The organism is uncultured Bacteroides sp. (genome assembly GCF_910585845.1).
In the GTDB taxonomy this organism is placed as follows: Bacteria; Bacteroidota; Bacteroidia; order Bacteroidales; family Bacteroidaceae; genus Bacteroides.
The window spans coordinates 48,044-70,334 of the sequence record NZ_CAJUHF010000006.1; the positions used below are offsets into that span (position 1 = coordinate 48,044).

Consider the following 22,291-nt stretch of genomic DNA (forward strand, 5'->3'; position numbering starts at 1 on the left):
AGGCATTCCCTTTCCAAAAAAAAAATGGAAAAAATTCCAGTTTATAACAATAGACTTTACGGAGATTTATTTTCTCAACATACATGTACATGCGCACATATATACAAGAACAAATCCATAAGAAGTCTAACCGTTATTCGTTTGAGAAAATTAAAATTTATATTTAACTTTCATATTATTGAATGATGCTCATGAAATCAGAATTCGTAAAATACTTAGCGAATTCCAAATCAGAAGCAGCTTTCTTTGCCAATGACGGATCTTTAGCAACAGCACTCTTCAAACTGCTGGTTACCATAGAAGCATTGTTAGTTCTTGCACCCAGCACAGCAGTCAGATATTCAGTATATGCATCCGGCTTCTCTACGCTTGCCAGTGTGTTCTTAGCCTTGTTGTAATCCTTAGCCAAGATCTGTGCCAAAGCAGCACTGTTAGTCTTTGTGCTACCAAATGCGTTGACAGCTTTGTCATACTGACCTTGAGCAACATACAAGTTACCCAATGCCTCGTTCAGTTCTTTAGCACCAGAAGCTTTACCCAGATAAGACTCGGCAGCAGCCTTGTCACCCTTGTTCAGGGCAATCAGACCCAAGTTCATGTTCACCTCAGCGGCGTTGTTCAGAGAAGAAGCCTTCTTAAAGAAGCTTTCAGCCTTGTCAAGGTTACCAGCCTGATAAGCCAACTTACCTAAGTTATTGTATGCACGGTAATCGTTCGGATAGATTTGAGTAGCCTTCGTATAGATAGCTTCTTTCTTAGCCAAATCGTTAGTCAATGTTGCAGCATACAGCAATTCTTCGATATCCAACTGCTTAGCGTCAGTGTTTGCCAGATTAGCGATCTCTTCGTCAGACTTACCAATGATCTCATAGTTCAATGTCAGACGAGAACGACGCAGTTGCGGCAGAATCTCGTCAGCCAGAGTCTTGTATACAGAAGAAATGTTCTTGATTTCCTGTTCTCTTTGTTCAGGATCAGAGTACATAGACAGAACGCGAAGGATCAGTTCCTTATCTTGGATGTTTGACTTGGAAACCAGTTCTTGGAAACCTTCCCAGTCCTGAGCAGTGTATTTCGTATCAATAGCAGCGTCTACTTTTGCCTTCTTCAGATTCTGGTTGATCACCTTAGCAGTGTTGTCCTGACGGTTTTCTGCCAACTTAGAGTTCAAGCTAACACCACCATCGGGAGATGCGTATGCAGAAACAACGATGTTGCTGATCTTCTTATTCACAGCCTCATCCACGTTCTTCACCTCTTCATTGAATGCCTTTGCAGTCTTCAATTCACTGGCACGAACATTAGCTTGTTGAATCAAGAACATGATGTTAGCATCGTGTTTTTCTTTGATAATGCGTTGGAAAGCATCGTCACCATTAGCAGGAGTAGCGCTACTCAAAGTCTGTTCGATAAACTCAGACGTAGAGATCACACCATCGGCAACCTTTACGGCAGGGATAGTAATCGTCTTGCTGCCTACAGTAGCCTTAAACTCCAGATAGAGTTCTGATTTTGCCATTTCGGGAACATAGTCGAAAGAAGTTTTCATCGTATAGTTTCCACCCATCTTGTAGGAAATGGTCTGATCGTTACCTTCTACTTTTTCACCCTGGAATGTAGCAGGTTGTCCTTTAGCTTCTCCGCCGTTCCATTTCAGCACCGGAGTTACTTCTACTACAGCTTTCTTGTTGAAGTACTTTTCAGGGAACTTACCGTTGATAGTAGCCGGTACCTTACCGCCCACAGCCTCCAATACTTGCGGAGTTACGGTGAAGTAATCAGAGGATAACTCACCCATTTTGTTGCCACATGATGAAAGAGCAACAATTAATGCCATTAACAAAGGCAAATACAATTTCTTAGTCATCTTAGGTAAAATTTAATGTTTGTAATTGAAATTAGTCTATTTGGTTCTTCCCAGTGCCTATTAACACTAAGGTAATGCCTTGCAAAGATATTAAATCTCTTGTCAAATTATGAAATGAGTGGCTAAATTTATTATAATTTAATGAAATTCGCGTTCTTTTCGGAACTTGATATTCCGAGGATGGTGCTCAATGATTTCGCTGCGCAGCATATTGCGGTCAATATGCGTATATATCTCCGTAGTTGCAATGGATTCATGCCCCAACATGCACTGGATTGCCCTCAGGTTGGCTCCACCTTCCAGCAGGTGCGTGGCAAAAGAGTGGCGAAAGGTGTGGGGACTGATGTTTTTGGTGATGCCCGCCGCTTCTGCCAGCTCCTTAATCATGTGGAAAACCATGATGCGAGAAATGTTGTTCCCCCAGCGAGCTAGGAAGACGTAATCTTCGAATCCTCTTTTTATCTTCCCTTGGTTACGGTCTATCAGCCAGTATTTGATTTCTTTGATGGCACGGGGCGAGATGGGAACCAAGCGTTGTTTGCTACCCTTTCCTTCTACCTTAATAAAACCTTCGTCGAAATAGAGTTCCGACAGTTTCAGGTTGCATAGTTCCGACACGCGCAGCCCGCAGCTGTAGAGAGTTTCCAAAATAGCCCGGTTACGCTGCCCCTCTTTTTTACCCAAATCCACAGCAGAGATGATGGTATCTATCTCTTCTACAGTAAGTACTTCCGGTATCTTGAATCCTATTTTGGGACTTTCGAGCAATTCGCTGGGATTGTCTTCCCGATAGTCTGCCAAGGTAAGGAAGTGAAAGAATGATTTGATTCCGGAAATGATGCGCGACTGTGAGCGGGGATGTATACCGATGTCGTGTAATCCGGCGGCAAAACGCCTCAGATCGTCCAGACAAACCTCAAGAATATCAATATGTTCCTCTTCGAGAAAGCGCAACAACTTATCAAGGTCAGTCAGGTAAGCCTCGATCGTATTGCCGGAAAAAGCTTTTTCCAGCTTCAGATATTGCTGGTACTTCCTGATTATCAGGGCTTTTTTTTCCTTATCCCTTGTTTTTTCTTCTAATTCCATTTCTTTTTTTACCTTTGCACCGCAAAAAAGGACGGTACCGTTCTATAAATTGGAATGCGGAATTGTCACTTCCGGGACAAAGGTATAAAAAATTGTGTTATGAGGATACAAATAATTAATGGCCCCAATATTAATTTGTTGGGCAAGCGTGAACCTTCCATTTACGGCAGTATTACTTTTGAGGATTACCTTGCCGAACTCCGTAAAAAGTATGCCAATGTACAGATCGACTATTTTCAGTCAAACATTGAGGGAGAGCTGATAGACAGGATTCAACAGAGCGGCTTCGAGGTGGATGGTATCATCTTAAATGCAGGTGCTTACACCCATACTTCCATTGCTTTACAGGACGCTATCCGTTCAGTCACTGCTCCGGTCATCGAAGTACACATCTCCAATGTGCATGCCCGTGAGGCTTTCCGCCATGTATCGATGATAGCCTGTGCCTGCAAGGGAGTGATTTGCGGTTTCGGACTGAACTCTTACCGTCTGGCACTCGAAGCGTTGATTCACGAAACATTATAATTCATAATTTAATAAAGCCTATGTTATTAAAGCAAACGAAGATTGTTGCAACCATCTCTGACCAGCGTTGTGAAGTTGATTTTATAAAAAGCTTGTTCGAAGCCGGTATGAACGTGGTTCGTATGAACACAGCACACACCGCATATGAGGGCCTTGAGAGACTGATCAACAATGTGCGCACAGTGTCCAACCGCATTGCCATCCTGATGGACACCAAAGGACCGGAAGTCCGTACGACCATCAGCGACGAACCTATAGCGTATAAGACGGGAGATCGGTTGAAGGTGGTTGGTAACCCAGACCTTCACACTACTCGTGAATGCATTTCTGTTTCTTATCCGAATTTCGTGCACGATGTATCGGTGGGTGTCCATATACTTATCGATGATGGCGATCTGGAGATGATAGTAGTAGACAAGACTCCAGAATATTTGGTATGCGAGGTACAGAACGAAGCGACATTAGGAAGCCGCAAGAGTGTCAATGTCCCCGGCGTACGCATTAATCTGCCTTCGCTGACGGAGAAGGACCGTAACAATATCCTCTATGCTATCGAGAAAGATATCGACTTTATTGCCCACTCGTTCGTGCGTAACAAGCAAGATGTACTCGACATAAAGGAAATATTGGATGCACACAACAGCGACATCCGTATCATCGCCAAAATAGAGAACCAGGAGGGTGTGGACAACATCGACGAGATTCTGGAAGTGGCGGACGGTGTCATGGTGGCACGCGGCGACCTGGGTATCGAAGTGGCGCAAGAGCGCATACCGGGCATCCAGCGCGTGTTGATTCGCAAGTGTATCCTTGCCAAGAAGCCGGTGATCGTGGCTACGCAGATGCTGCACACCATGATTACAAACCCACGTCCTACCCGTGCAGAAGTGACGGACATCGCCAATGCCATCTATTACCGGACAGATGCCCTGATGCTGAGCGGCGAAACGGCATATGGCAAATATCCACTGGATGCCGTGGCTACAATGACCAAAATTGCCGCACAAGCCGAGAGAGACAAGTTGCCCGACAACGACATCCGCATTCCGCTGGACGAAAACAGTAATGATGTGACCGCCTTCCTTGCCAAACAAGCCGTAAAGGCAACTTCTAAACTGAAGATGCGTGCCATCATTACCGACAGTTACAGCGGGCGCACGGCACGCAATCTGGCTGCTTTCCGTGGCAAATTTCCCGTGCTCGCCATCTGCTACAAGGAGAAAACGATGCGCCATTTGGCACTGTCATACGGTGTAGAGGCCATCTACATGCCCGAACTTGCCAACGGACAGGAATACTATTTTGCCGCCCTGCGACGACTTGTGAAAGAAGGTCGTTTGTCCGAAACCGACATGGTGGGCTACTTAAGTAGCGGTAAAGCAGGCACACAGACCTCATTCCTCGAAATCAACAACGTAGGAGACGCATTGAAGTATGCCGAAGAGAGCGTGTTGCCCAATAAGAACAGATACCTTTAAATAAGAGGAGAATGGAAAGGGGAAAATGGAAAATGAATTTTCATTCTCCATTCTCCATTTTCCATTTCCCATTTCCCATCATCCACTTCCTATGACAATCGACGAATATATTCTACAGCACATTGACGATGAGGGCGAATACCTGAAAGCCCTGTACCGGGACACGCATCTCAAGTTACTATATCCGCGCATGGCATCAGGTCATCTGCAAGGACGTATGCTGAAAATGTTCGTCAGGATGATACGTCCCCACCACGTCCTCGAGATAGGCACCTACAGCGGCTATTCCGCCCTATGCATGGCAGAGGGATTGCCCGAAGACGGAATGTTGTATACGTTTGAAATCAATGACGAGCAGGAAGACTTTACGCGCCCGTGGTTAGAAGGCTCCGCATACGCAGACAAGATCAAGTTCTATATAGGAGATGCATTGGAAATGGTTCCGCAACTCGACGTTACTTTCGATCTTGCCTTCATCGACGGCGACAAGCGCAAGTATATAGCCTATTATGAGATGGTGCTGTCCCGCCTCTCCAATGGAGGCTACATCATTGCCGACAATACGCTGTGGGACGGGCATGTGCTCGAAGAGCAACCGCATCGCACGGACTTGCAGACCATAGGCATCAAGGCTTTCAATGACCTCATCGCACAAGATGAACGAGTGGAGAAGGTGATTCTTCCCTTGCGCGACGGACTGACGATTATCCGCAAGAAATAACTGCTGTTCCTCTCAATCGTCCCCCTCCCTACCATTGCCTGCGCCCCATCGGCAAGCTCTGTGTAGACTTTTATTTCTTTTTGTTCGGCTTTTCCGGAGATTTTCAGTAATTTTGTCTCAGATTTAAAGAAATACATCATATGGAAACTACCAGACAAAATAAAATATGTCGTTTGCTCCAGAAGGAACTGAGCGAAATCTTCTTGTTACAGACGAAGTCCATGCCGGGCGTGTTGGTTTCAGTCAGCGCCGTGCGCATCAGTCCCGACTTGAGCGTGGCGCGCGCCTACCTCAGTGTTTTCCCCTCGGAGAAGGCTAAGGAAATAACCAAGAACATCAACGAGAACATCAAATCCGTCCGCTACGAACTGGGAACCCGTGTACGCCACCAACTGCGCATCATCCCCGAACTGAAATTCTTCGTGGACGACTCTCTGGATTACCTTGAGAAAATAGATGAATTGCTGAAGTGAACCTTCCCTTCTACATAGCCCGCCGCTATCTCTTCTCGAAGAAGAAGCATAATACCATCAATATCATCTCCGGCATCTCGGTGTGCGGAGTGGCATTGGCTACGCTGGCGCTGGTGTGTACTCTCTCCGTATTCAATGGCTTCCAAGACATGGTGGCAGGCTTCTTCACTGCCTTCGACCCAGAGCTGAAGATTATGGCACGCGAAGGCAAGGTGTTCGAACCGGGCACAACGTCTATCCAAGAAGTGCGCGCCTTGCCCGAGATTGCCGTCTGGACAGAGACGCTGGAGGAGAATGCGATGGTGCAGTATAAAGACCGCCAGGCTATGGCGGTCATCAAGGGAGTGGAAGACAACTTCCGGCAACTAACTTCCATTGACAGCCTGCTTTACGGCGCGGGAGAGTTTATCCTGCACGATTCTATCGTGGACTATGGCATCTTGGGGGTGGAACTAATATCCGAGTTGGGCACCGGGCTTCAGTTTGTCGACCCGCTACAGGTCTATGCCCCCAAGCGCAATGTGCGGGTGAACATGGCAAATCCTTCCTCTTCCTTCAACCGCGACTATCTGTTCTCTCCTGGCGTGGTGTTTGTCGTGAACCAGCAGAAGTATGACGCACGCTACATCCTGACCTCACTCGACTTTGCCCGCAACCTCTTCAACTACGGCACGGAGGTCTCCGCCATCGAATTGAAGCTGAAACCGGATGCCGACCTGCCTGCCGTGCAGAAAAAGATTTCCCGCATATTGGGAGACGACTTCACGGTACAGAACCGTTATGAGCAACAGGAGGACGTGTTCCGCATCATGGAAATAGAGAAATTCATCTCCTACCTTTTCCTGACATTCATCCTGACGATTGCCTGCTTCAATGTAATAGGCTCTCTGTCCATGCTCATCCTCGACAAGCGCGAGGACGTGGAAACATTGCGCAATTTGGGTGCCGACAACCGCCTGATAGCCCGTATCTTCCTGTTCGAGGGGCGCTTGATTTCGCTGTTCGGGGCGTTTGCGGGAATTGCCTGCGGGCTGTTGCTTTGCTATCTACAGCAACGTTTCGGCATTATCTCACTGGGCGGGGGCAACGGTAGTTTCATTGTCGACGCCTATCCGGTCAGCGTACATGCCTCGGACGTGGTTGTGGTGTTTATCACGGTCATTGCCGTCGGTTTCCTTTCGGTGTGGTATCCGGTGCGCTATCTGACACGAAGGTTACTGAAAAAGTGACATCCTGCCTGCCGATGGTGTCCGTCCTCTGCCTGCTTGGTGCGTTAAACAGCTCCTCCCACACCGCCAGATTCACCGATTCATAGTCGGGATTCATCGGGTTTTCTACCGTGAATCACCTGCAAGGGCTATGCCACGCCAGATAATACGCCTACCTTTGAACTGTCAACCGATAACAACGGAACAGACGCCGATCACAGTAGAATAACATTCAATAACCCTCTAAACAATAAGAACAATGGAAAAGAGAACAAACGCCCTGTCTCACGCAAAACCATCGGGCAAGTATTTCATCGCCTCACTGCTCATCCTTTCCGGCCTATTGCTTCTGGCACGCAACATGGAGTGGATCAGTTACGAAACGTTCGACACCATAGTCTCTTGGCACAGCCTACTTATCCTGATAGGCATCGGTAAGATGATGCACCGACGTTACGTAGGCGGGAGCCTGCTCATTCTGATAGGCACCTACTTCCTGCTCGACAGGTTATCGTGGTTACCGGAAAACCTACATGGCATTATCTGGCCCGCCATACTCGTCACAGCAGGCATCTTGTGCCTTGTCAAAACACACCACAGAAAACGCTGGATAGAAATCGAAATGAGAACCTGCGGCCTAGGGAAAGAGAAAGAAAGAGATAGCCGCATGCACCCGAATACGGAAAACAACGGGCAGCAATGCCAATCGGAAGACGGATATTTACGCTCTGACAACGCTTTCGGTTCTATACGCCATGTCGTGCTGGACGAACTATTCAAAGGAGCTCGCATCCGGGCTTCATTCGGCGGAACCGTTATCGACCTGCGCCACACGAACCTTGCACCGGGCGAGACCTACATCGACATCGACTGCACCTGCGGCGGCATAGAGCTGTACATCCCTTCCGACTGGAAGGTGATCATCCAGTGCAACGCCTTTGCCGGCGAGTGCGTAGACAGGCGTTGGCAGGGAGCGAATATCGACCAAAAGAGTACTCTAATCATCCGTGGAAACGTCTCCTTTGGCGGCATCGAGATAAAAGACTGACGTATGAAAGCGCATCCAATAATAGATTATCCTTACCGTTGGTTTCCGACGTTTGTGTTGGCACTGACTCTGGCTATTATCCAGGCGGCACTGGCGTGGGGATATGCAGGAGCTGACTGGCTTCCGGCACTGGTAGACGGAATCGCGACGGTCGGGTGGTTTGCCGCATTGGCATACTTGGTATGGTTTGTGGTAGGTTACGTATCGCTGTTGCAGACCAATGTCATCACAGCCGTATCGGGCGTGGTGCTCTGGATTGCGGGCAACTTCATGGTTTGCGACATTATGGTGAAGATAGTGGGTATACCTTATATTGATTTTGCCTTTACCCTACCCTTCCGGCTCCTGTTCGGTGTGCCGGCATGGACGGCAGTCATTCTGTGGTACCACTTGCTGGTGATGAAGGAGACTGCCAACCGGGAAGAAGCAGTCACCACGCCGCAGCCTCCAACGGCAGTGCCGGAGCAACAAGAAGAGGTCATCGACCGGATCACCGTGAAAGACGGCTCAAGAATACATATCATCAAAGTGGACGAGCTTCTGTATATTCAGGCGTGCGGAGACTATACCACCTTAGTCACCCCCGACGGAGAGTACGTCAAGGAGCAGACCATGAAATACCTCGAAACGCATCTGCCCGCCGGCAACTTCGTGCGGATACATCGCTCCACGATTGTAAACGTGACACAGATTTCGCGGGTCGAACTGTTCGGCAAAGAGACTTATCAGGTGCTATTGAAGAACGGGGTGAAGCTGCGGGTCAGCCTGACGGGATACAAGCTGTTGAAAGAGAGATTGGGGATATGAATAAGGAGGCCCTGTGAAGTCGGTCTATCCATCCTACGGGATGAAAGAAATCGTCCTGTGAAATGAAAGAAATCATCCCGTGAGACGAAAAAATCCATCTCATGAGATAAAAAAAATCGTCTCATGGGATGGATTTATTTGCCTCACGGGACAAATATATCCGTCTCACGAGACGGTTTTTATCTGAACTTATACCGCAGGAAACCGGAGATAAACCGGAGGCGGTTTACCCTTTATTTCGTACTCAGTTTCAGCTTGGCAGGTTTCAGTCCTTCGGCGGTTGCCGTAACGGTGACGGCAGAAGGTTGGTCGCCTGCACGCAAGATGGCGAGCACAGAACCTTTATAAAGCTTGCGCTTGTTGGTCACATTGAGTTCATCGGAGTTGTGGTCACCGCTGCTTACTGCCACCAGTGGAGTGTTGCCTGCTACGGTGAAGGTCACTTCGCCCAACGCCGTCTGCACGCGGCGTCCTTTCTTATCTACCGCCACTACACGCACATGTTGCAAATCCTGTCCGTCGGCTTTCCAATCGGGATTATCGCTCTCTATCTTCAGTGCCACGGCAGGACCGGTGGTCTCGATCTTGTGGCGTGCCACTACTTTGCCGCCGGTCCGGGCAATGGCTTCGCAGTAACCGTCCTGATATTCGATGTCGCTCCAGCGTATCTGATTGCGCATCTTGGCGCTCTTGATGTCGTTGCGTTTCACCCCATAACTCTTGCCGTTGACCAGTAGTTCCACCTCTTCGGCATTAGTATAAGTGGTGATGTTGAGCTTCGTTCCCGGCTTGCGGTTCCAGTGATCGCTCTGTCCGTCGTTTCCGGTCTGGACGCCATTCCACATCTGGTCACCTTTAGTATCGGTCACGGCAATGTGCACCAAGGGTTCGTCGGGCATGAAGAACGACTTCATATAGTATGCCTTCGGCTTGGGTTCGAGCGCAATGTCGAACACGCCCTGCGCCCAGCCCTTAGCCGGCCATCCGTGACTCTCGCCGAGATAGTCAATGGCACCCCAATAGGCAAGACCTATCACCTTGTCGAGATTCATGGAAAAGTAGTTCTCACCCATAGCGGCTACGGATGCCTCGCTTTGGTAGAACGTCATCCAAGGGAAACGTTTGCCGTCGCCGGGGAAGTACATATAGCGGTAGTTGTATGCCTGTATGTCCGTCACCTTTGCCAGGTCGCAGGGCAGTGAATCCGTCTCCCAGTTGCGGTAGCGCGGATGCATGGCTACGGTCACCTTGCGGGTGTCGTCGTAACGGTTGACGAGTGTTTTCTGTAGCTTGAACATGGTCACGCCGAAGTCATTGTAAGGCATGTCGCTGTACGACTGCAACTCGTTTCCTAACGACCACATCACTACACACGGATGATTTCTGTCGCGGGTGATAAATTCCTGTATATGTCCGGACCAGAGTTCGGCAAAGGGGCGACGTCCGGCACCTACATACTGGTCGTTCCATTTGTCATAGAGTTCGTCCACCACAAGGATACCATTCTCGTCGCACAAGTCGAGGAACGACTCCGAGTAGGGATTGTGCGACGTACGAATATGATTCATTCCGTACTCCTTCATGAGTTTGATTCTCTTCTCCATGGCACGCGGATAGGCGGCTGCGCCCAGTGCGCCGTTGGTATGATGGTTGGCATAGCCTTTCAGCAGTACCTTCTTTCCGTTAAGTTTCAGTCCGTAGTCCGGTCCGATCTCGACGGTACGTATGCCGAAACGTTGTGAAGTGACGGCAGCTATGGTGCCATCGGGACGCAGCAATTCTACGCGTGCCGTATACAGATTGGGAGTGTCGCAGTCCCACAGCATAGGCGATGCTACATCGAAAGGCGGTAAAGCCAGTTCCTGTCCCTGTCTGTAGTTGCGGTTGCGTTTGACGTCGAAGGTTTCATCCTTTACCACCGAACCGTCGGGGGCTGTTACCATCAGATGCATCTTCAAAGTGTTCTCCTTGGTGGTGCATTGTACGTTGGCGATGATACTGACTGTCTTGTTCTCCTTGGTAGTGATATAGAGCGGATGGCGCATAAAATACAATTGCGGGTCAGTATATATCAGCTTCACATCGCGGATCAGCCCGCCGCCAGTATACCATCTCGATTGCTTCGGCTCTCCCGTGTTGGCATAGACGGCGAGCGTGTTCTCCTGTCCGTAATTCAGTTTGTTCGTCACATCTATCTCGAATCCGACGTAGCCGTAGTCCGTACCTCCGATGCGCGTCCCGTTGAGGTAAACGTCTCCATAGTACATGATTCCCTGGAAATCGAGCAACACCCGTTTTCCTTTCTGTGCGGCATCCGGAGTGATGGTCCTGACGTACCATCCTCCGCCCATCTCCTTGAATCCACGTGCAGAAAGGCGGCTCTTGATATTGGCTCCGGCATCACTCATGTCCGCCATCTCGTCCGCCGATGGTGCCACCCAAGGCTGTTCGATTTGGAAGTCATGCGGCACGTTCACCTCGCGCCACTCTTCTTCCAGCGCTTTCTTTACAGTAATGGAGGCATCTGCCACATCGCCAAGTCTGAACAACCAACCCCGGTCGAGGCTTATCGTGTCCGAATCGGAGGCTGCCGCAAGGGGAAGTATCGAGCAGGCAAGCCCGAGAAATGTTACGCCTAAAAGTTTCTTTGTCATAATCTGAATACCATTAGTTTTAATATGAATATTTGGGTTATTGTCTTTTGCGAAAATTTAGATATATTATCCAAATATAGGCAATAGCAGGATATATACAAAGAAACACATCCTTATTTAACAAAATTTGCTTGAAGATAGTGTATTCTGATACCCGCGCCCGATGAACTCACCACCGAACCACATAATTCTCCAACAGAGCCACACCGAAAGTCTTTGCTAATTCTTATCTTTGCGCCCCTAAAAGAACGATATGAGACATCTGTTTTATCTTTTACTGGCATTCTGCTTTGTTCCTCTTGCGGCACAACAAAGCCAGACTGCCTGCCATTTGGAGAGCCTCGGCTTCGTAAACATTGCCGAAGCAGACAGTACCATCGCCGTCGACCTGATGTACGCCCACGCCGACAACTTCACCGGGCAGGTGCTGTACGAAGATTTGCGCGAAGCATACCTGCACCCCGATGCCCTAAAAGGATTGCTACGCGCGCAACAGGAACTGAAAAAGCATCATCCGCACTACCGCCTGATCGTATATGACGCCGCCCGCCCCATGAGCATACAGCAGAAAATGTGGAATATGGTAAAGGGTACTCCCCGATATATCTATGTCTCCAATCCCGCCCGTGGCGGCGGACTACACAACTACGGTCTGGCAGTAGATATCAGTATCTTAGATGAAACGGGTACTCCCCTGCCGATGGGTACAAAGGTGGACCATCTTGGTATAGAAGCCCATATTACGGACGAAGCTGCATTGGTGCGAAGCGGAAAGATGACCGCACAGGAGCAGGCTAACCGCCAGTTGTTGCGCAATGTCATGCGTACCGCAGGGTTCCGTACATTGCCCAGCGAGTGGTGGCACTTTAATTGGTGCAGCCGGCAGGAGGCTAAACAAAGGTATAAGGTGATCCCATGAGGAATGATACGAAGGAGTTATTGTACTAATTCGGCAATTAGTGCTAAATATCCAATTAGTACTAATTGGGCTTTTTTACTATCCTGCTATGACACACGCACTTATATTTGGTAATATCCGTGGATAGTATAGTCGAAAAGCACTTTATCTTCCTGAGCCTGACCGAACTAAGCGGAAATTGCCTATATTTGCGCAAATGAAATAAAAACTACCAATAGGACACAATCATGAAACAAGTTCTCAAAATCATATTTTCTCTCCTGCTGGGAGCGTGTATCGGCTGTGGCGCAGTGATGCTTTACATTGTGCTCTTTACGGACATTATGCCAAGCGGATTCCTTGAGAAAGTGGAGGAAATACAGGCAAGCAAATTAGTACTTTCTTGCCTATTATCACTAATCAGCCTGATTCTTGCTATTTTCCTGCAAGTCATCCTGCATGAGGGAGGTCACTTGTTGCTGGGATTTGTCACCGGCTACCGGTTCGTCTCTTTCCGGATAGGAAACCTTACATTGATAAAGGAGGAAGGAAAGTTCCGCTTCAAACGCTTCTCCATCTCCGGCACGGGTGGACAATGCCTGCTCTCTCCACCGGACGGACCGTACGAACAGATGCCTTACTTCTGGTATAACGCGGGAGGCGTGCTGATGAACCTGCTAACGGCAAGCGGAGCACTCGCCCTTTGGATTGCCTATCCCGACATGCCGCTACCGTTGCACGTGTTCCTCCTGTTCTTCTTTTTCTGCGGATTCTTGTTTACCTTGATGAACGGCATCCCCATGAAGGCGGCGGGCATTACGAATGATGCTTACAACCTGATACTGATGCGACGAGACGTAAACGCACGGAGGTATCTTGCCTTGCAGTTGGCCGTAAACGCGGAAGCACAGAAAGGCGTCAGACTGAAAGACATGCCGGACGAGTGGTTCCCGAATGACGAAGTGACTGACTACAGGGACCTCCTGCAAGTTGCCGTAAGGCTGCTCTATATCTCGCGTTATATGGACCGGAAAGAGTTTGAGACGGCACACGCCTTGTTCAGTGAAATGGAACCGTATAAAGGGAAAATCATCGGGCTATATGCAAGAGAGATCGAGTGCGAACTGCTCTTCCTCGAGCTGATAGGCAAGCGGAGGAAAGAGGAGGTGGAACGACTCTATACAGATGGAGTAAAGAAGCATATCCAATTGTACAAGGCTGTCATGTCTTCCAAACCACGCCTGCTCTGCGCACTGGCTTTGCACTGGGAACATCAGCCGGAGCGGGCAAAGGAGATTTATGAGGAAGTGTCCGGCAAGCAGGACAAGTATCTGATGCAGGGTGAGGTCTTCTCGGACCTAGACATTATGGAAACGATGCTCCGGGAGGCGGAAGCGTGTCGGACAGACGTTTCTCCGTCGGACGACGAAGCCAAGGAAACCAACAAACGATAGGATTTATGGAACTGAACAACGATACATTGCGTTTCATACGCGAACACAGCAAAGACGATGTACGTACGCTTGCCTTGCAGGCACCGAAATATCCGGGTGTGGACATGCCCGCCGCCCTGACCCAAATAGCGGGCAGACAGGCGGCAGCAGAGAAGATTCCTTCGTGGCACAAGGTGGAAGAGCTTGTATATCCCCGCCACCTATCCTTGGAGCAATGCTCTTCGGAGGCTACGGCACGCTATAAGGCATCGCTCATCCCCGCACTTCCTGCGGGCACACTCACCGACCTGACCGGAGGCTTCGGCATCGACTGCGCCTTTCTTTCCGGCAAATTCCAACAGGCAACGTATGTGGAGCGTCAGGAGGAGCTTTGCGAGATTGCCGCACACAATTTCCCGCAACTGGGACTGACGCATATCCGAATAGAAAATACAGACAGCGTCCGCCATCTGCAAGAGATGTCTCCCGTGGACTGGATATTCATCGACCCCGCCCGACGCGACGGGCACGGCGGGAAGACCGTCGCCATTGCCGACTGCGAACCGGACGTATCGGCACTGGAAACGCTGTTGCTTGCCAAAGCACAGCATGTGATGGTGAAGCTATCGCCCATGCTGGACCTCTCACTCGCCTTGCAGGAACTGAAGCACGTACAGGAGGCACACATTGTCTCCGTCAATAACGAGTGCAAGGAACTGTTGCTGATACTGGGGCATGCCGACCTTGCACCGGAAGAGATTCCCATTCATTGCGTCAACCTACAGGCAAAAGGTGGCAGATGCATGCCCGACGGGCAACCAGCTTTCTGTTTCACACGTGCTCAGGAGCAGGCAAGCGCAAGCATTTATGCCGATATTCCCGGCAAGTATCTGTATGAGCCCAATGCCTCCCTCCTCAAGGCAGGCGCCTTCCGAAGCATCGCCCGTATCTACCGTGTAGAAAAACTGCACCCCAACAGCCACCTTTACACCTCGGAACTTCCGGTGGAAGGCTTCCCCGGAAGGTGTTTTCAGATAGCGGGACTCTGCACGCTGAACAAGAAAGAGATGAAAGCCACACTGGGAAACACGAAGAAGGCAAACATCACAGTGCGCAACTTCCCCGCCTCGGTAGCAGAACTGCGAAAGCGCCTCAAACTCGCGGAAGGAGGAGATGTTTACCTGTTTGCCACCACACTTGGCAACGAGCAGAAAGTTATCATCAAGTGCAATAAAGTCTCCTTTTAAGAATAAAATATCACCTAAATAACGATTTTACTGACAAACGTTTTTTCTAAAAGCGAAGAAATAGAATCCTGCCACTCCAACTTCGGAATAAACATGCGCTAATTATACATATTGCTGACAAAATATACCCTATTTATGCCGTGCGGATCGCTTTTTTCCACCTTAAAAACGACAATCCGACATGGCAAATAGGTTGATCGGACACATTAGATATATTGTTTTGATGCATTAGATATATTGTTCCGGTATATTAGATATATTGTTCCGATGCATTAGATATATTGTTTTCACCCAATCCACTATATTTCGTCACCGGAAAGTACGAAAAGGGAGAGTGGAAGATACGTTTTTCTTTTTTTAGAGTTGTATAGATTTATATATTAACCTATAAATCATCAAAATACGAATTTTCGTTCTTTTCTTTTCGTTCATCCCTTCCTCTGGACGGAAACAGCGCATTCTCGTGACCTCCGAAAAGCAAAATGTCAAATGTGCCTACAGATGTCCTGCTGCCGCTCTTGCACCCTCCGATGTAACCTCAGTGAAGCAAAATGTAACACAGAAACCGCTTTCTGAAACATAGGATAATATATCTGATACATTATTCTTTTCCCGTTTCCGATATTCTGCCTATTTTTGTAACTGTCCGCCAAATGGCGAAACAGGAACCGATTACTAACATCATAAAGACATATCAATATCATGAAAAAAAGAATTCAGTTACTCGTTGCAGCAGGTTGCCTCAGCCTCTGCTTTCTTTCGTGCTCACAACCTCCTTACAAGAACCCGGCGCTCACTCCCGAAGAACGTGCCGACGACTTAGTCAGCCGGTTAACACTGGAAGAGAAAGCCGCCCTGATGCAAAGCACCTCACCCGCCATCCCCCGCTTGGGCATCAAAGCCTACGACTGGTGGAACGAGGCCTTACACGGCGTAGGACGCGCCGGACTTGCCACTGTATTCCCGCAAGCCATCGGTATGGGAGCCTCGTTCGATAGCGACTTGCTCTACGACGTATTTACTGCTGTCTCCGACGAAGCCCGCGCCAAGAACGCTGCCTTCAGCCGCGAGGGCGAACTGAAACGTTATCAGGGACTCACCGTATGGACGCCCAACATCAACATCTTCCGCGACCCGCGCTGGGGACGCGGACAGGAGACCTATGGAGAGGATCCCTACCTGACCGGACAAATGGGCATGGCGGTCGTACGCGGACTGCAAGGTCCCGACAGCGAGAAGTATGACAAGCTGCACGCTTGTGCCAAGCATTTTGCCGTACATTCCGGTCCCGAATGGAACCGGCACAGTTTCAATGCCGAAAAGATAGACCCGCGTGACCTGTGGGAAACGTATCTCCCCGCCTTCAAAGACCTTGTCTGTAAGGCTGACGTGAAAGAAGTGATGTGTGCCTACAACCGTTTCGAAGGCGAACCCTGCTGCGGAAGTAACCGCCTGCTGGTGCAGATTCTCCGCAACGAATGGAATTACAAAGGCATCATCGTATCCGACTGCTGGGCCATCAACGACTTCTTCAATCCCGGCGCCCACGAGACGGAACCGGACAAGGAACATGCCTCCGCCAAAGCCGTCCTAACAGGTACGGACGTGGAATGCGGACAGAGCTATGCCTCGCTCCCCCAAGCCGTTGCCGAGGGTCTGATTGACGAAGAGAAGATAGACGTCTCGCTGAAACGCCTGATGAAAGCCCGCTTTGAACTGGGCGAAATGGACCGTCCCGAACTGGTGTCGTGGGCACAAATACCCTACAGCGTAGTGGACAGCAAAGAACATCGCGAGCTTGCCCTTCGTATGGCACGCGAAAGCCTCGTCCTCTTGCAGAACAACGGCAACCTGTTGCCTCTGAATAAAGAGATGAAGATAGCCCTCGTAGGACCCAATGCCAACGATTCTGTCATGCAATGGGGCAACTACAACGGTTTCCCAGGACATACCGCCACCCTGCTCGAAGGGCTGCGCCAGTACCTTCCCGAATCCCGACTCATCTACGAACCGGGATGCGACCTCACCTCCGACGTCACCCTGCAAAGCGTATTCCAGCAGTGCAGCATGGACGGCAAGCAAGGCTTCAGTGCTAAGTACTGGAACAATCCCAAGCAAGAAGGCGAACCCGATGTCACCACCCAAATCACTACCCCGTTCCACTTCATCACCACAGGTGCCACTGCCTTTGCCGCAGGAGTCAATCTTACCGACTTCTCCGCCAGCTATGAATCCGTATTCCGCCCCGAGAAAAGTGAAGAGATCGCCTTCCACTTCCAGACCCAAGGCTTCACACGCCTCTCTATCAACAATGAAGAGGTGGCAAAAGGCATGAACTTCAAGAACAACATCAGAACCTACGCCCTCTCCGCAGAAGCCGGAAAGGAATATCATATTCGCATCGACTTCGCTTTCCACAACCGTGATGCGGCACTCGACTTCGATATGGGCCGTGAGATTCCCGTCGACCTGAGCCAAACCGTACAGCGCGTCAAAGATGCAGACGTCATCGTCTTTGCCGGAGGTATCTCGCCCGCAGTAGAAGGCGAAGAGATGCGTGTCACTATCCCCGGATTCAAAGGCGGAGACCGCGAAGTTATCGAACTGCCCTCTATTCAGAGCCGCCTGCTTGCCGAGCTGAAAAAGGCAGGAAAGAAAGTCGTGCTTGTCAACTTCTCCGGTTCCGCCATCGCCCTGACACCGGAAACCAAGACATGCGACGCTATTCTGCAGGCATGGTATCCTGGTCAGGCAGGAGGCACAGCCATTGCCAACGTTCTCTTCGGAGACTACAACCCTGCAGGACGCCTTCCGGTCACTTTCTATAAGAGCACATCGCAGTTACCCGACTTTGAAGATTACTCAATGAAAGGACGTACTTACCGATACATGACGGAGGCGCCGCTCTTCCCCTTCGGACATGGCTTGAGCTACACTACTTTCAGCTACGGCAATGCCGCACTGAGCGCACCGGAAATAAAAGATGGCGAAACCCTCACCCTGACCATCCCCGTCAGCAACACAGGCACTCGCGATGGCGATGAAGTTGTGCAAGTGTACCTGCGCCGCCCGGGCGACAAGGAAGGTCCGTCACATACCCTCCGCGCCTTCCGACGTGTCAGCATAGCCCACGGTGCAACGGAAAACGTAACCATATCGTTGAATAAGGAAACTTTCGAATGGTTTGATACCCAAACCAATACCATGCGTCCGATAGAGGGTGATTATGAACTGCTTTACGGTGGCTGTTCCGAATTCGGGAAGCTAAAGGCGATAGCTGTTACAGTGAAATGATAACTAATTCCCAGTTAGATAATCATAATCAAACAATATTAAGATCGCGAACCCCAAAAAGAACTTTTATATCTATAATATCTTAATTTATCATGAAGAATTTACTCTATCTCCTCCTCTGCCTCATCATCGGAACCTCCTGTTCCCGGCAGACAAGTCTGATAAAACCTTGGGAGAAAGGTGCTTTTGAAACACAGAAATACCGTAATCTCTTCGCAGAGATGGGCTACAAGCAAATAGATGTAGAGTCCAAACTCAGGTCTGTCTTCGACGACGTGTTCCATGGCCCCAACAAGGTCTACTTTGAAGTAGGCGACTCAATGGCTTATATCAGCGACATCAAGAATCACGACGTGCGCACCGAAGGCATGTCTTACGGGTTGATGATTGCTGTCCAGTTCAATCGACAAGATATCTTCGACCGCCTCTGGCGGTGGGGGAAGACCTACATGCAACATCAGGAAGGTCCGCTGAAAGGCTACTTTGCCTGGAGCTGCCGGACAGACGGCACTCGCAATGCTCAAGGTCCCGCATCCGACGGAGAACTCTACTATGTCACCGCCCTTATCTTTGCCTCCAACCGTTGGGGTAATGACACCGGTATCAACTACCTTGCCGAAGCCCAACACATCCTCAACTGCTCAATGGAGAAGGACGGAAGCAATCGCGTGACGCCCTTCATCAATCTGGAACATAAGCTCATCACCTTCGTTCCTGACACATATGGCGGACGCTTCACCGACCCCTCCTATCACGTCCCTGCCTTCTACGAGGTGTGGGCGCGCTGGGCAAACGACGGTAGAGCCGACCTTTGGCGTGAATGTGCCAAACGCAGCCGCGAATACCTGCACAAAAGCATCCACCCCGTAACCGGCCTAAGCCCCGACTACAACAACTACGACGGTAGCCTGCTGAATAGTAACCGCCTCATTGGCGACGCCTTCCGATTCGACTCCTGGCGTGTGCCCATGAACATAGCCCTGGACTATTCTTGGGCATGTGCCGACAAAGACTGGCAACAGAAATATGGAAATAAGATTCAGAATTTCCTCTACAGCCAAGGCATCGACACCTTCGTAGACCAATACAACATAGACGGTACCCAAGTGAAAGATACGCTCGGTGCCGGAGGTTACAAGGCTTTACGTCATTCGGTAGGTCTCGTCGCCACTTCTGCCGCCGCTTCTCTGATGTGCACGCACGAGATTAGCCGGAAGTTCGTAGACAAGTTATGGAATGCCCGGCATGAACCGTACGAAGATGGTTATTTCGATGCATACTACGATGGACTGCTCCGCCTCTTCGCCTTCATGCACCTGAGCGGAAACTATCGGATTATCTTCCCGGAGAAATAAAAGTAAAGTTGTTTCCGCTGCTTTCATTCCTGAAGAATAAAAAGACAGGCTGAGAATAAAAAGTGGAACAGAACTGAATAACGGAGTGAGAAGGAGTTGTCACTCCGTCTCACTCCTGATAATCCACATCAAATAGAAATATCTACATTTGACTATAGTTTATTAAATTTAGGTTAGGATTAGTGTTAAGTGAAGAAGAGGCTTTATCTGGATGAAACGTGAATTTCCGGTCCTGATAAAGCCTTATTCCGAAATCGCACTGACATGGTAAGCGATGCTGGGCGGGAGCTATTGTTATCCGTCCAGCTCCGTCATGGCTTATTCCGGCTTTTTCCCACGTAGATCATCCTTGGGCGTCGTTGTCCCACTGCCGTCGCGCGTAGCGACATAGTGCGGCGACATGATTTCGATGCCCTCTTCATTAAAGCGGTCCTGAATGTTCTGATGAAGGTCGGAGTAGACTTGTGCCAGGCAATTGGCATCCTTGATATAAGCATTCACCTGATAGACCGGATAATAATCCTGCAAGGAAGTCTCCAACACAAACGGGCGCGGGTCGTCCACCACCCCAGGAGTGTTCAGTGCCGCTTCTATCAACAGCTGGTGCGTCTTCCGCCAAGGCACATCATAGCCGATGCTGACCTCAGAGTGAATAATCAACCCGTAATCGCGTGCCGACTGGCTGAAGTTGACCGTATGCGAGGACATGATGAAGGAGTTCGGGATAGTCACCACCTCATTCTTCGGCGTGCGGATGCGGGTCACCAAGGGCGTCTTCTCAATCACGTTGCCTGTCGTGTCGTCCAGCTTGATACGGTCGCCCAGCTTGAACGGGCGCATATAAGTGATCACCAGCCCCGCAATGATGTTCCCGATCACCGTGCTTGAACCCAGCGAAATGATCAAGCCCACAAAGACCGATATCCCCTGGAAGACACCCGACTTGGATCCCGGCAGGTAAGGATAAATCATTGCAATCATGAACGCATAGAGCAGAAAACGCACAATGTGAAACGTCGGCATCGCCCAGTCGGCATAAAACCCGCCGATACGCAGGCGCTCCGACTGTATCTCGTTGGCAAGATAGCGCACCAACCGCACCAGATACCTCACGGCAAGCCATATCACAAAGATAGTGAACAGGTTAGGAATATACTCCACGATGGCAAGGAAGATACTCTTTATCGGCTCCCAGATATACGAGAACAACTTGTATGCCAAGTCTTTCGTCTGAGGGAAGATAGAGAAAAGCAACGGTACCGTCAGCACCAGCTGAAGCAGCATCACCGCATAGCGCAGCAGGTTGGCAAGGAAGACAAGCAGATTCACCTGCTTCTGCGTATCCAGCAGCTCATAGTCCTGTATGGAGATTGGTTTCAGCCGGGTATCCTTCAAGCGCTGGATGCGGGCTTTCAGTTTATTGAACAGCCACGTCGTAAGCCTGAACAGCAGATACTGCCCGACAATGACCAGAATGAAATAGAAGATACGCTTGCCCAATCGCCACAAGCTATGCTCGTTTTTCATGACCTTGAGCTTGTCCACCACGACTTTCCGCTTGGCAGCAGCCAATTCGTCGCGTGTGCAGCCTTCCCACAGCCCGTCCTGGTCGGTAAACGATGCCAGTACCTTGTTGCCGTACATCAGGTCGGCAACGATGTCACTACTATCTATATAGACCGAATCCGGCTGCAAGTTGAACCGTTTGCCCAGCTCCGTAATCGCCTCGGCGTTCATCTCAGCACGTTGCTGCGGCGTGTGCCCGCCGCGCTTAGCATACAAATAATAGAGTGTGTCGTCCTCCACCACCACAGGGACACCCGGTGTCACCCTACGGAGCGAGTCGATACGCAGGCGTTGCCGTGCCAGCTTGATGGAATCTGCCGCATCATACTTCAGCTTCATCTGCTCGATCTCCATCCTGAGATTAGCCTCGTTCAGCCGCGCAGCTTCCAGTTTACGCCGCATGTCCGACCGATCCAGCGAATCGGTGTCCGTCCGAAGAGGCACATCCACCCCCACGGTGTCCTGATTGAAAATATCCCTGACCTTCTCTACCAATTGGGCAGAAGCCCCGCACAGGGGCAGAAACAACAAACAAATGCACAATGCACTAATCTTTCTCATACAAAAGCCTTTTGACGGATAACTTTATACTTTATCTCAAAACATAAGAATACTCAAATAAAATTAA

At 49.8% G+C, this 22,291-nt stretch carries 16 protein-coding genes; 12 read left to right on the forward strand and 4 right to left on the reverse strand.

The genetic code is table 11. The annotated features are described in order from the left end of the window. Window positions 1-175: 175 nt before the first annotated feature. Both QZ323_RS03190 and xerD read right to left on the reverse strand, forming a co-directional pair. A complete protein-coding gene (locus QZ323_RS03190) occupies window positions 176-1,867 on the reverse strand; it encodes a tetratricopeptide repeat protein (protein WP_294632708.1) in 1,692 nt (563 codons plus the stop codon). A 138-nt stretch (window positions 1,868-2,005) separates the two neighbouring features. After that, window positions 2,006-2,956, reverse strand: a complete 951-nt coding sequence (xerD, locus tag QZ323_RS03195) for a site-specific tyrosine recombinase XerD (protein ID WP_294632710.1) — start codon at window positions 2,954-2,956, stop codon at window positions 2,006-2,008. Window positions 2,957-3,055: 99 nt separating this feature from the next. On the opposite strand from xerD, the gene aroQ reads away from it, so the two are divergent. The 7 genes from aroQ to QZ323_RS03230 all read left to right on the forward strand — a co-directional run bounded on the left by aroQ (window position 3,056) and on the right by QZ323_RS03230 (window position 9,216). Next, window positions 3,056-3,481, forward strand: coding sequence for a type II 3-dehydroquinate dehydratase (aroQ, locus tag QZ323_RS03200; RefSeq protein WP_294632711.1), 426 nt, complete (start codon window positions 3,056-3,058; stop codon window positions 3,479-3,481). A gap of 20 nt (window positions 3,482-3,501) precedes the next feature. Next, the gene (pyk, locus tag QZ323_RS03205) at window positions 3,502-4,959 is read left to right on the forward strand and encodes a pyruvate kinase (protein WP_294632713.1); all 1,458 of its coding nucleotides are present in this window, start codon (window positions 3,502-3,504) and stop codon (window positions 4,957-4,959) included. Between the two features lie 91 nt (window positions 4,960-5,050). Further along, a complete protein-coding gene (locus QZ323_RS03210; protein ID WP_294632715.1) occupies window positions 5,051-5,680 on the forward strand; it encodes a class I SAM-dependent methyltransferase in 630 nt (209 codons plus the stop codon). A gap of 140 nt (window positions 5,681-5,820) precedes the next feature. Continuing rightward, on the forward strand, window positions 5,821-6,153 hold the full coding sequence (gene rbfA / locus QZ323_RS03215; protein ID WP_294632716.1) for a 30S ribosome-binding factor RbfA: 333 nt from the start codon (window positions 5,821-5,823) through the stop codon (window positions 6,151-6,153). Next, entirely contained in the window at window positions 6,150-7,382 is a 1,233-nt protein-coding gene (locus tag QZ323_RS03220; RefSeq protein ID WP_294632717.1) for an FtsX-like permease family protein, read from the forward strand. The genes rbfA and QZ323_RS03220 overlap by 4 nt, the downstream gene beginning before the upstream one ends. Window positions 7,383-7,620: 238 nt before the next feature. Continuing rightward, window positions 7,621-8,409 (forward strand): DUF5668 domain-containing protein, encoded by a 789-nt coding sequence (locus QZ323_RS03225; RefSeq protein ID WP_294632719.1) that lies wholly within the window; start codon window positions 7,621-7,623, stop codon window positions 8,407-8,409. 3 nt (window positions 8,410-8,412) lie between these two features. Next, window positions 8,413-9,216, forward strand: coding sequence for a LytTR family DNA-binding domain-containing protein (locus tag QZ323_RS03230; protein WP_294632720.1), 804 nt, complete (start codon window positions 8,413-8,415; stop codon window positions 9,214-9,216). 233 nt (window positions 9,217-9,449) lie between these two features. Here the strand turns inward: QZ323_RS03230 and QZ323_RS03235 are convergent, their stop codons facing one another. Beyond that, window positions 9,450-11,870 (reverse strand): glycoside hydrolase family 2 TIM barrel-domain containing protein, encoded by a 2,421-nt coding sequence (locus QZ323_RS03235; RefSeq protein WP_294632722.1) that lies wholly within the window; start codon window positions 11,868-11,870, stop codon window positions 9,450-9,452. A 253-nt stretch (window positions 11,871-12,123) separates the two neighbouring features. Here QZ323_RS03235 and QZ323_RS03240 point away from each other — a divergent pair, with 253 nt between their 5' ends. The 5 genes from QZ323_RS03240 (at window position 12,124) to QZ323_RS03260 (ending at window position 20,097) form a co-directional block, all read left to right on the forward strand. Beyond that, window positions 12,124-12,789, forward strand: coding sequence for a M15 family metallopeptidase (locus QZ323_RS03240; protein WP_294632724.1), 666 nt, complete (start codon window positions 12,124-12,126; stop codon window positions 12,787-12,789). A gap of 227 nt (window positions 12,790-13,016) precedes the next feature. Further along, the gene (locus QZ323_RS03245) at window positions 13,017-14,222 is read left to right on the forward strand and encodes a hypothetical protein (RefSeq protein ID WP_294632725.1); all 1,206 of its coding nucleotides are present in this window, start codon (window positions 13,017-13,019) and stop codon (window positions 14,220-14,222) included. A gap of 5 nt (window positions 14,223-14,227) precedes the next feature. Next, window positions 14,228-15,448, forward strand: coding sequence for an SAM-dependent methyltransferase (locus QZ323_RS03250; protein WP_294632727.1), 1,221 nt, complete (start codon window positions 14,228-14,230; stop codon window positions 15,446-15,448). Between the two features lie 702 nt (window positions 15,449-16,150). Continuing rightward, window positions 16,151-18,742, forward strand: a complete 2,592-nt coding sequence (gene xyl3A, locus QZ323_RS03255) for a xylan 1,4-beta-xylosidase (protein WP_294632728.1) — start codon at window positions 16,151-16,153, stop codon at window positions 18,740-18,742. Window positions 18,743-18,834: 92 nt separating this feature from the next. Then, the gene (locus tag QZ323_RS03260) at window positions 18,835-20,097 is read left to right on the forward strand and encodes a glycosyl hydrolase family 8 (protein WP_294632729.1); all 1,263 of its coding nucleotides are present in this window, start codon (window positions 18,835-18,837) and stop codon (window positions 20,095-20,097) included. A 318-nt stretch (window positions 20,098-20,415) separates the two neighbouring features. On the opposite strand, the gene QZ323_RS03265 is transcribed toward QZ323_RS03260, so the two are convergent. Next, complete coding sequence (locus QZ323_RS03265) at window positions 20,416-22,224, reverse strand: mechanosensitive ion channel family protein (protein ID WP_294632730.1); 1,809 nt, start codon at window positions 22,222-22,224, stop codon at window positions 20,416-20,418. Between the last annotated feature and the right edge of the window lie 67 nt (window positions 22,225-22,291).

What these genes read in the sequence shown, in the direction of transcription:
- QZ323_RS03225 (WP_294632719.1), top strand. Translation starts at nt 7,621, where the DNA reads ATGGAAAAGAGAACAAACGCCCTGTCTCACGCAAAACCATCGGGCAAG.
- rbfA (WP_294632716.1), top strand. Translation starts at nt 5,821, where the DNA reads ATGGAAACTACCAGACAAAATAAAATATGTCGTTTGCTCCAGAAGGAA.
- xerD (WP_294632710.1), bottom strand. Translation starts at nt 2,956, where the DNA reads ATGGAATTAGAAGAAAAAACAAGGGATAAGGAAAAAAAAGCCCTGATA.
- aroQ (WP_294632711.1), top strand. Translation starts at nt 3,056, where the DNA reads ATGAGGATACAAATAATTAATGGCCCCAATATTAATTTGTTGGGCAAG.
- QZ323_RS03245 (WP_294632725.1), top strand. Translation starts at nt 13,017, where the DNA reads ATGAAACAAGTTCTCAAAATCATATTTTCTCTCCTGCTGGGAGCGTGT.
- QZ323_RS03260 (WP_294632729.1), top strand. Translation starts at nt 18,835, where the DNA reads ATGAAGAATTTACTCTATCTCCTCCTCTGCCTCATCATCGGAACCTCC.
- pyk (WP_294632713.1), top strand. Translation starts at nt 3,502, where the DNA reads ATGTTATTAAAGCAAACGAAGATTGTTGCAACCATCTCTGACCAGCGT.
- QZ323_RS03230 (WP_294632720.1), top strand. Translation starts at nt 8,413, where the DNA reads ATGAAAGCGCATCCAATAATAGATTATCCTTACCGTTGGTTTCCGACG.
- QZ323_RS03190 (WP_294632708.1), bottom strand. Translation starts at nt 1,867, where the DNA reads ATGACTAAGAAATTGTATTTGCCTTTGTTAATGGCATTAATTGTTGCT.
- xyl3A (WP_294632728.1), top strand. Translation starts at nt 16,151, where the DNA reads ATGAAAAAAAGAATTCAGTTACTCGTTGCAGCAGGTTGCCTCAGCCTC.
- QZ323_RS03210 (WP_294632715.1), top strand. Translation starts at nt 5,051, where the DNA reads ATGACAATCGACGAATATATTCTACAGCACATTGACGATGAGGGCGAA.
- QZ323_RS03265 (WP_294632730.1), bottom strand. Translation starts at nt 22,224, where the DNA reads ATGAGAAAGATTAGTGCATTGTGCATTTGTTTGTTGTTTCTGCCCCTG.
- QZ323_RS03250 (WP_294632727.1), top strand. Translation starts at nt 14,228, where the DNA reads ATGGAACTGAACAACGATACATTGCGTTTCATACGCGAACACAGCAAA.
- QZ323_RS03235 (WP_294632722.1), bottom strand. Translation starts at nt 11,870, where the DNA reads ATGACAAAGAAACTTTTAGGCGTAACATTTCTCGGGCTTGCCTGCTCG.
- QZ323_RS03240 (WP_294632724.1), top strand. Translation starts at nt 12,124, where the DNA reads ATGAGACATCTGTTTTATCTTTTACTGGCATTCTGCTTTGTTCCTCTT.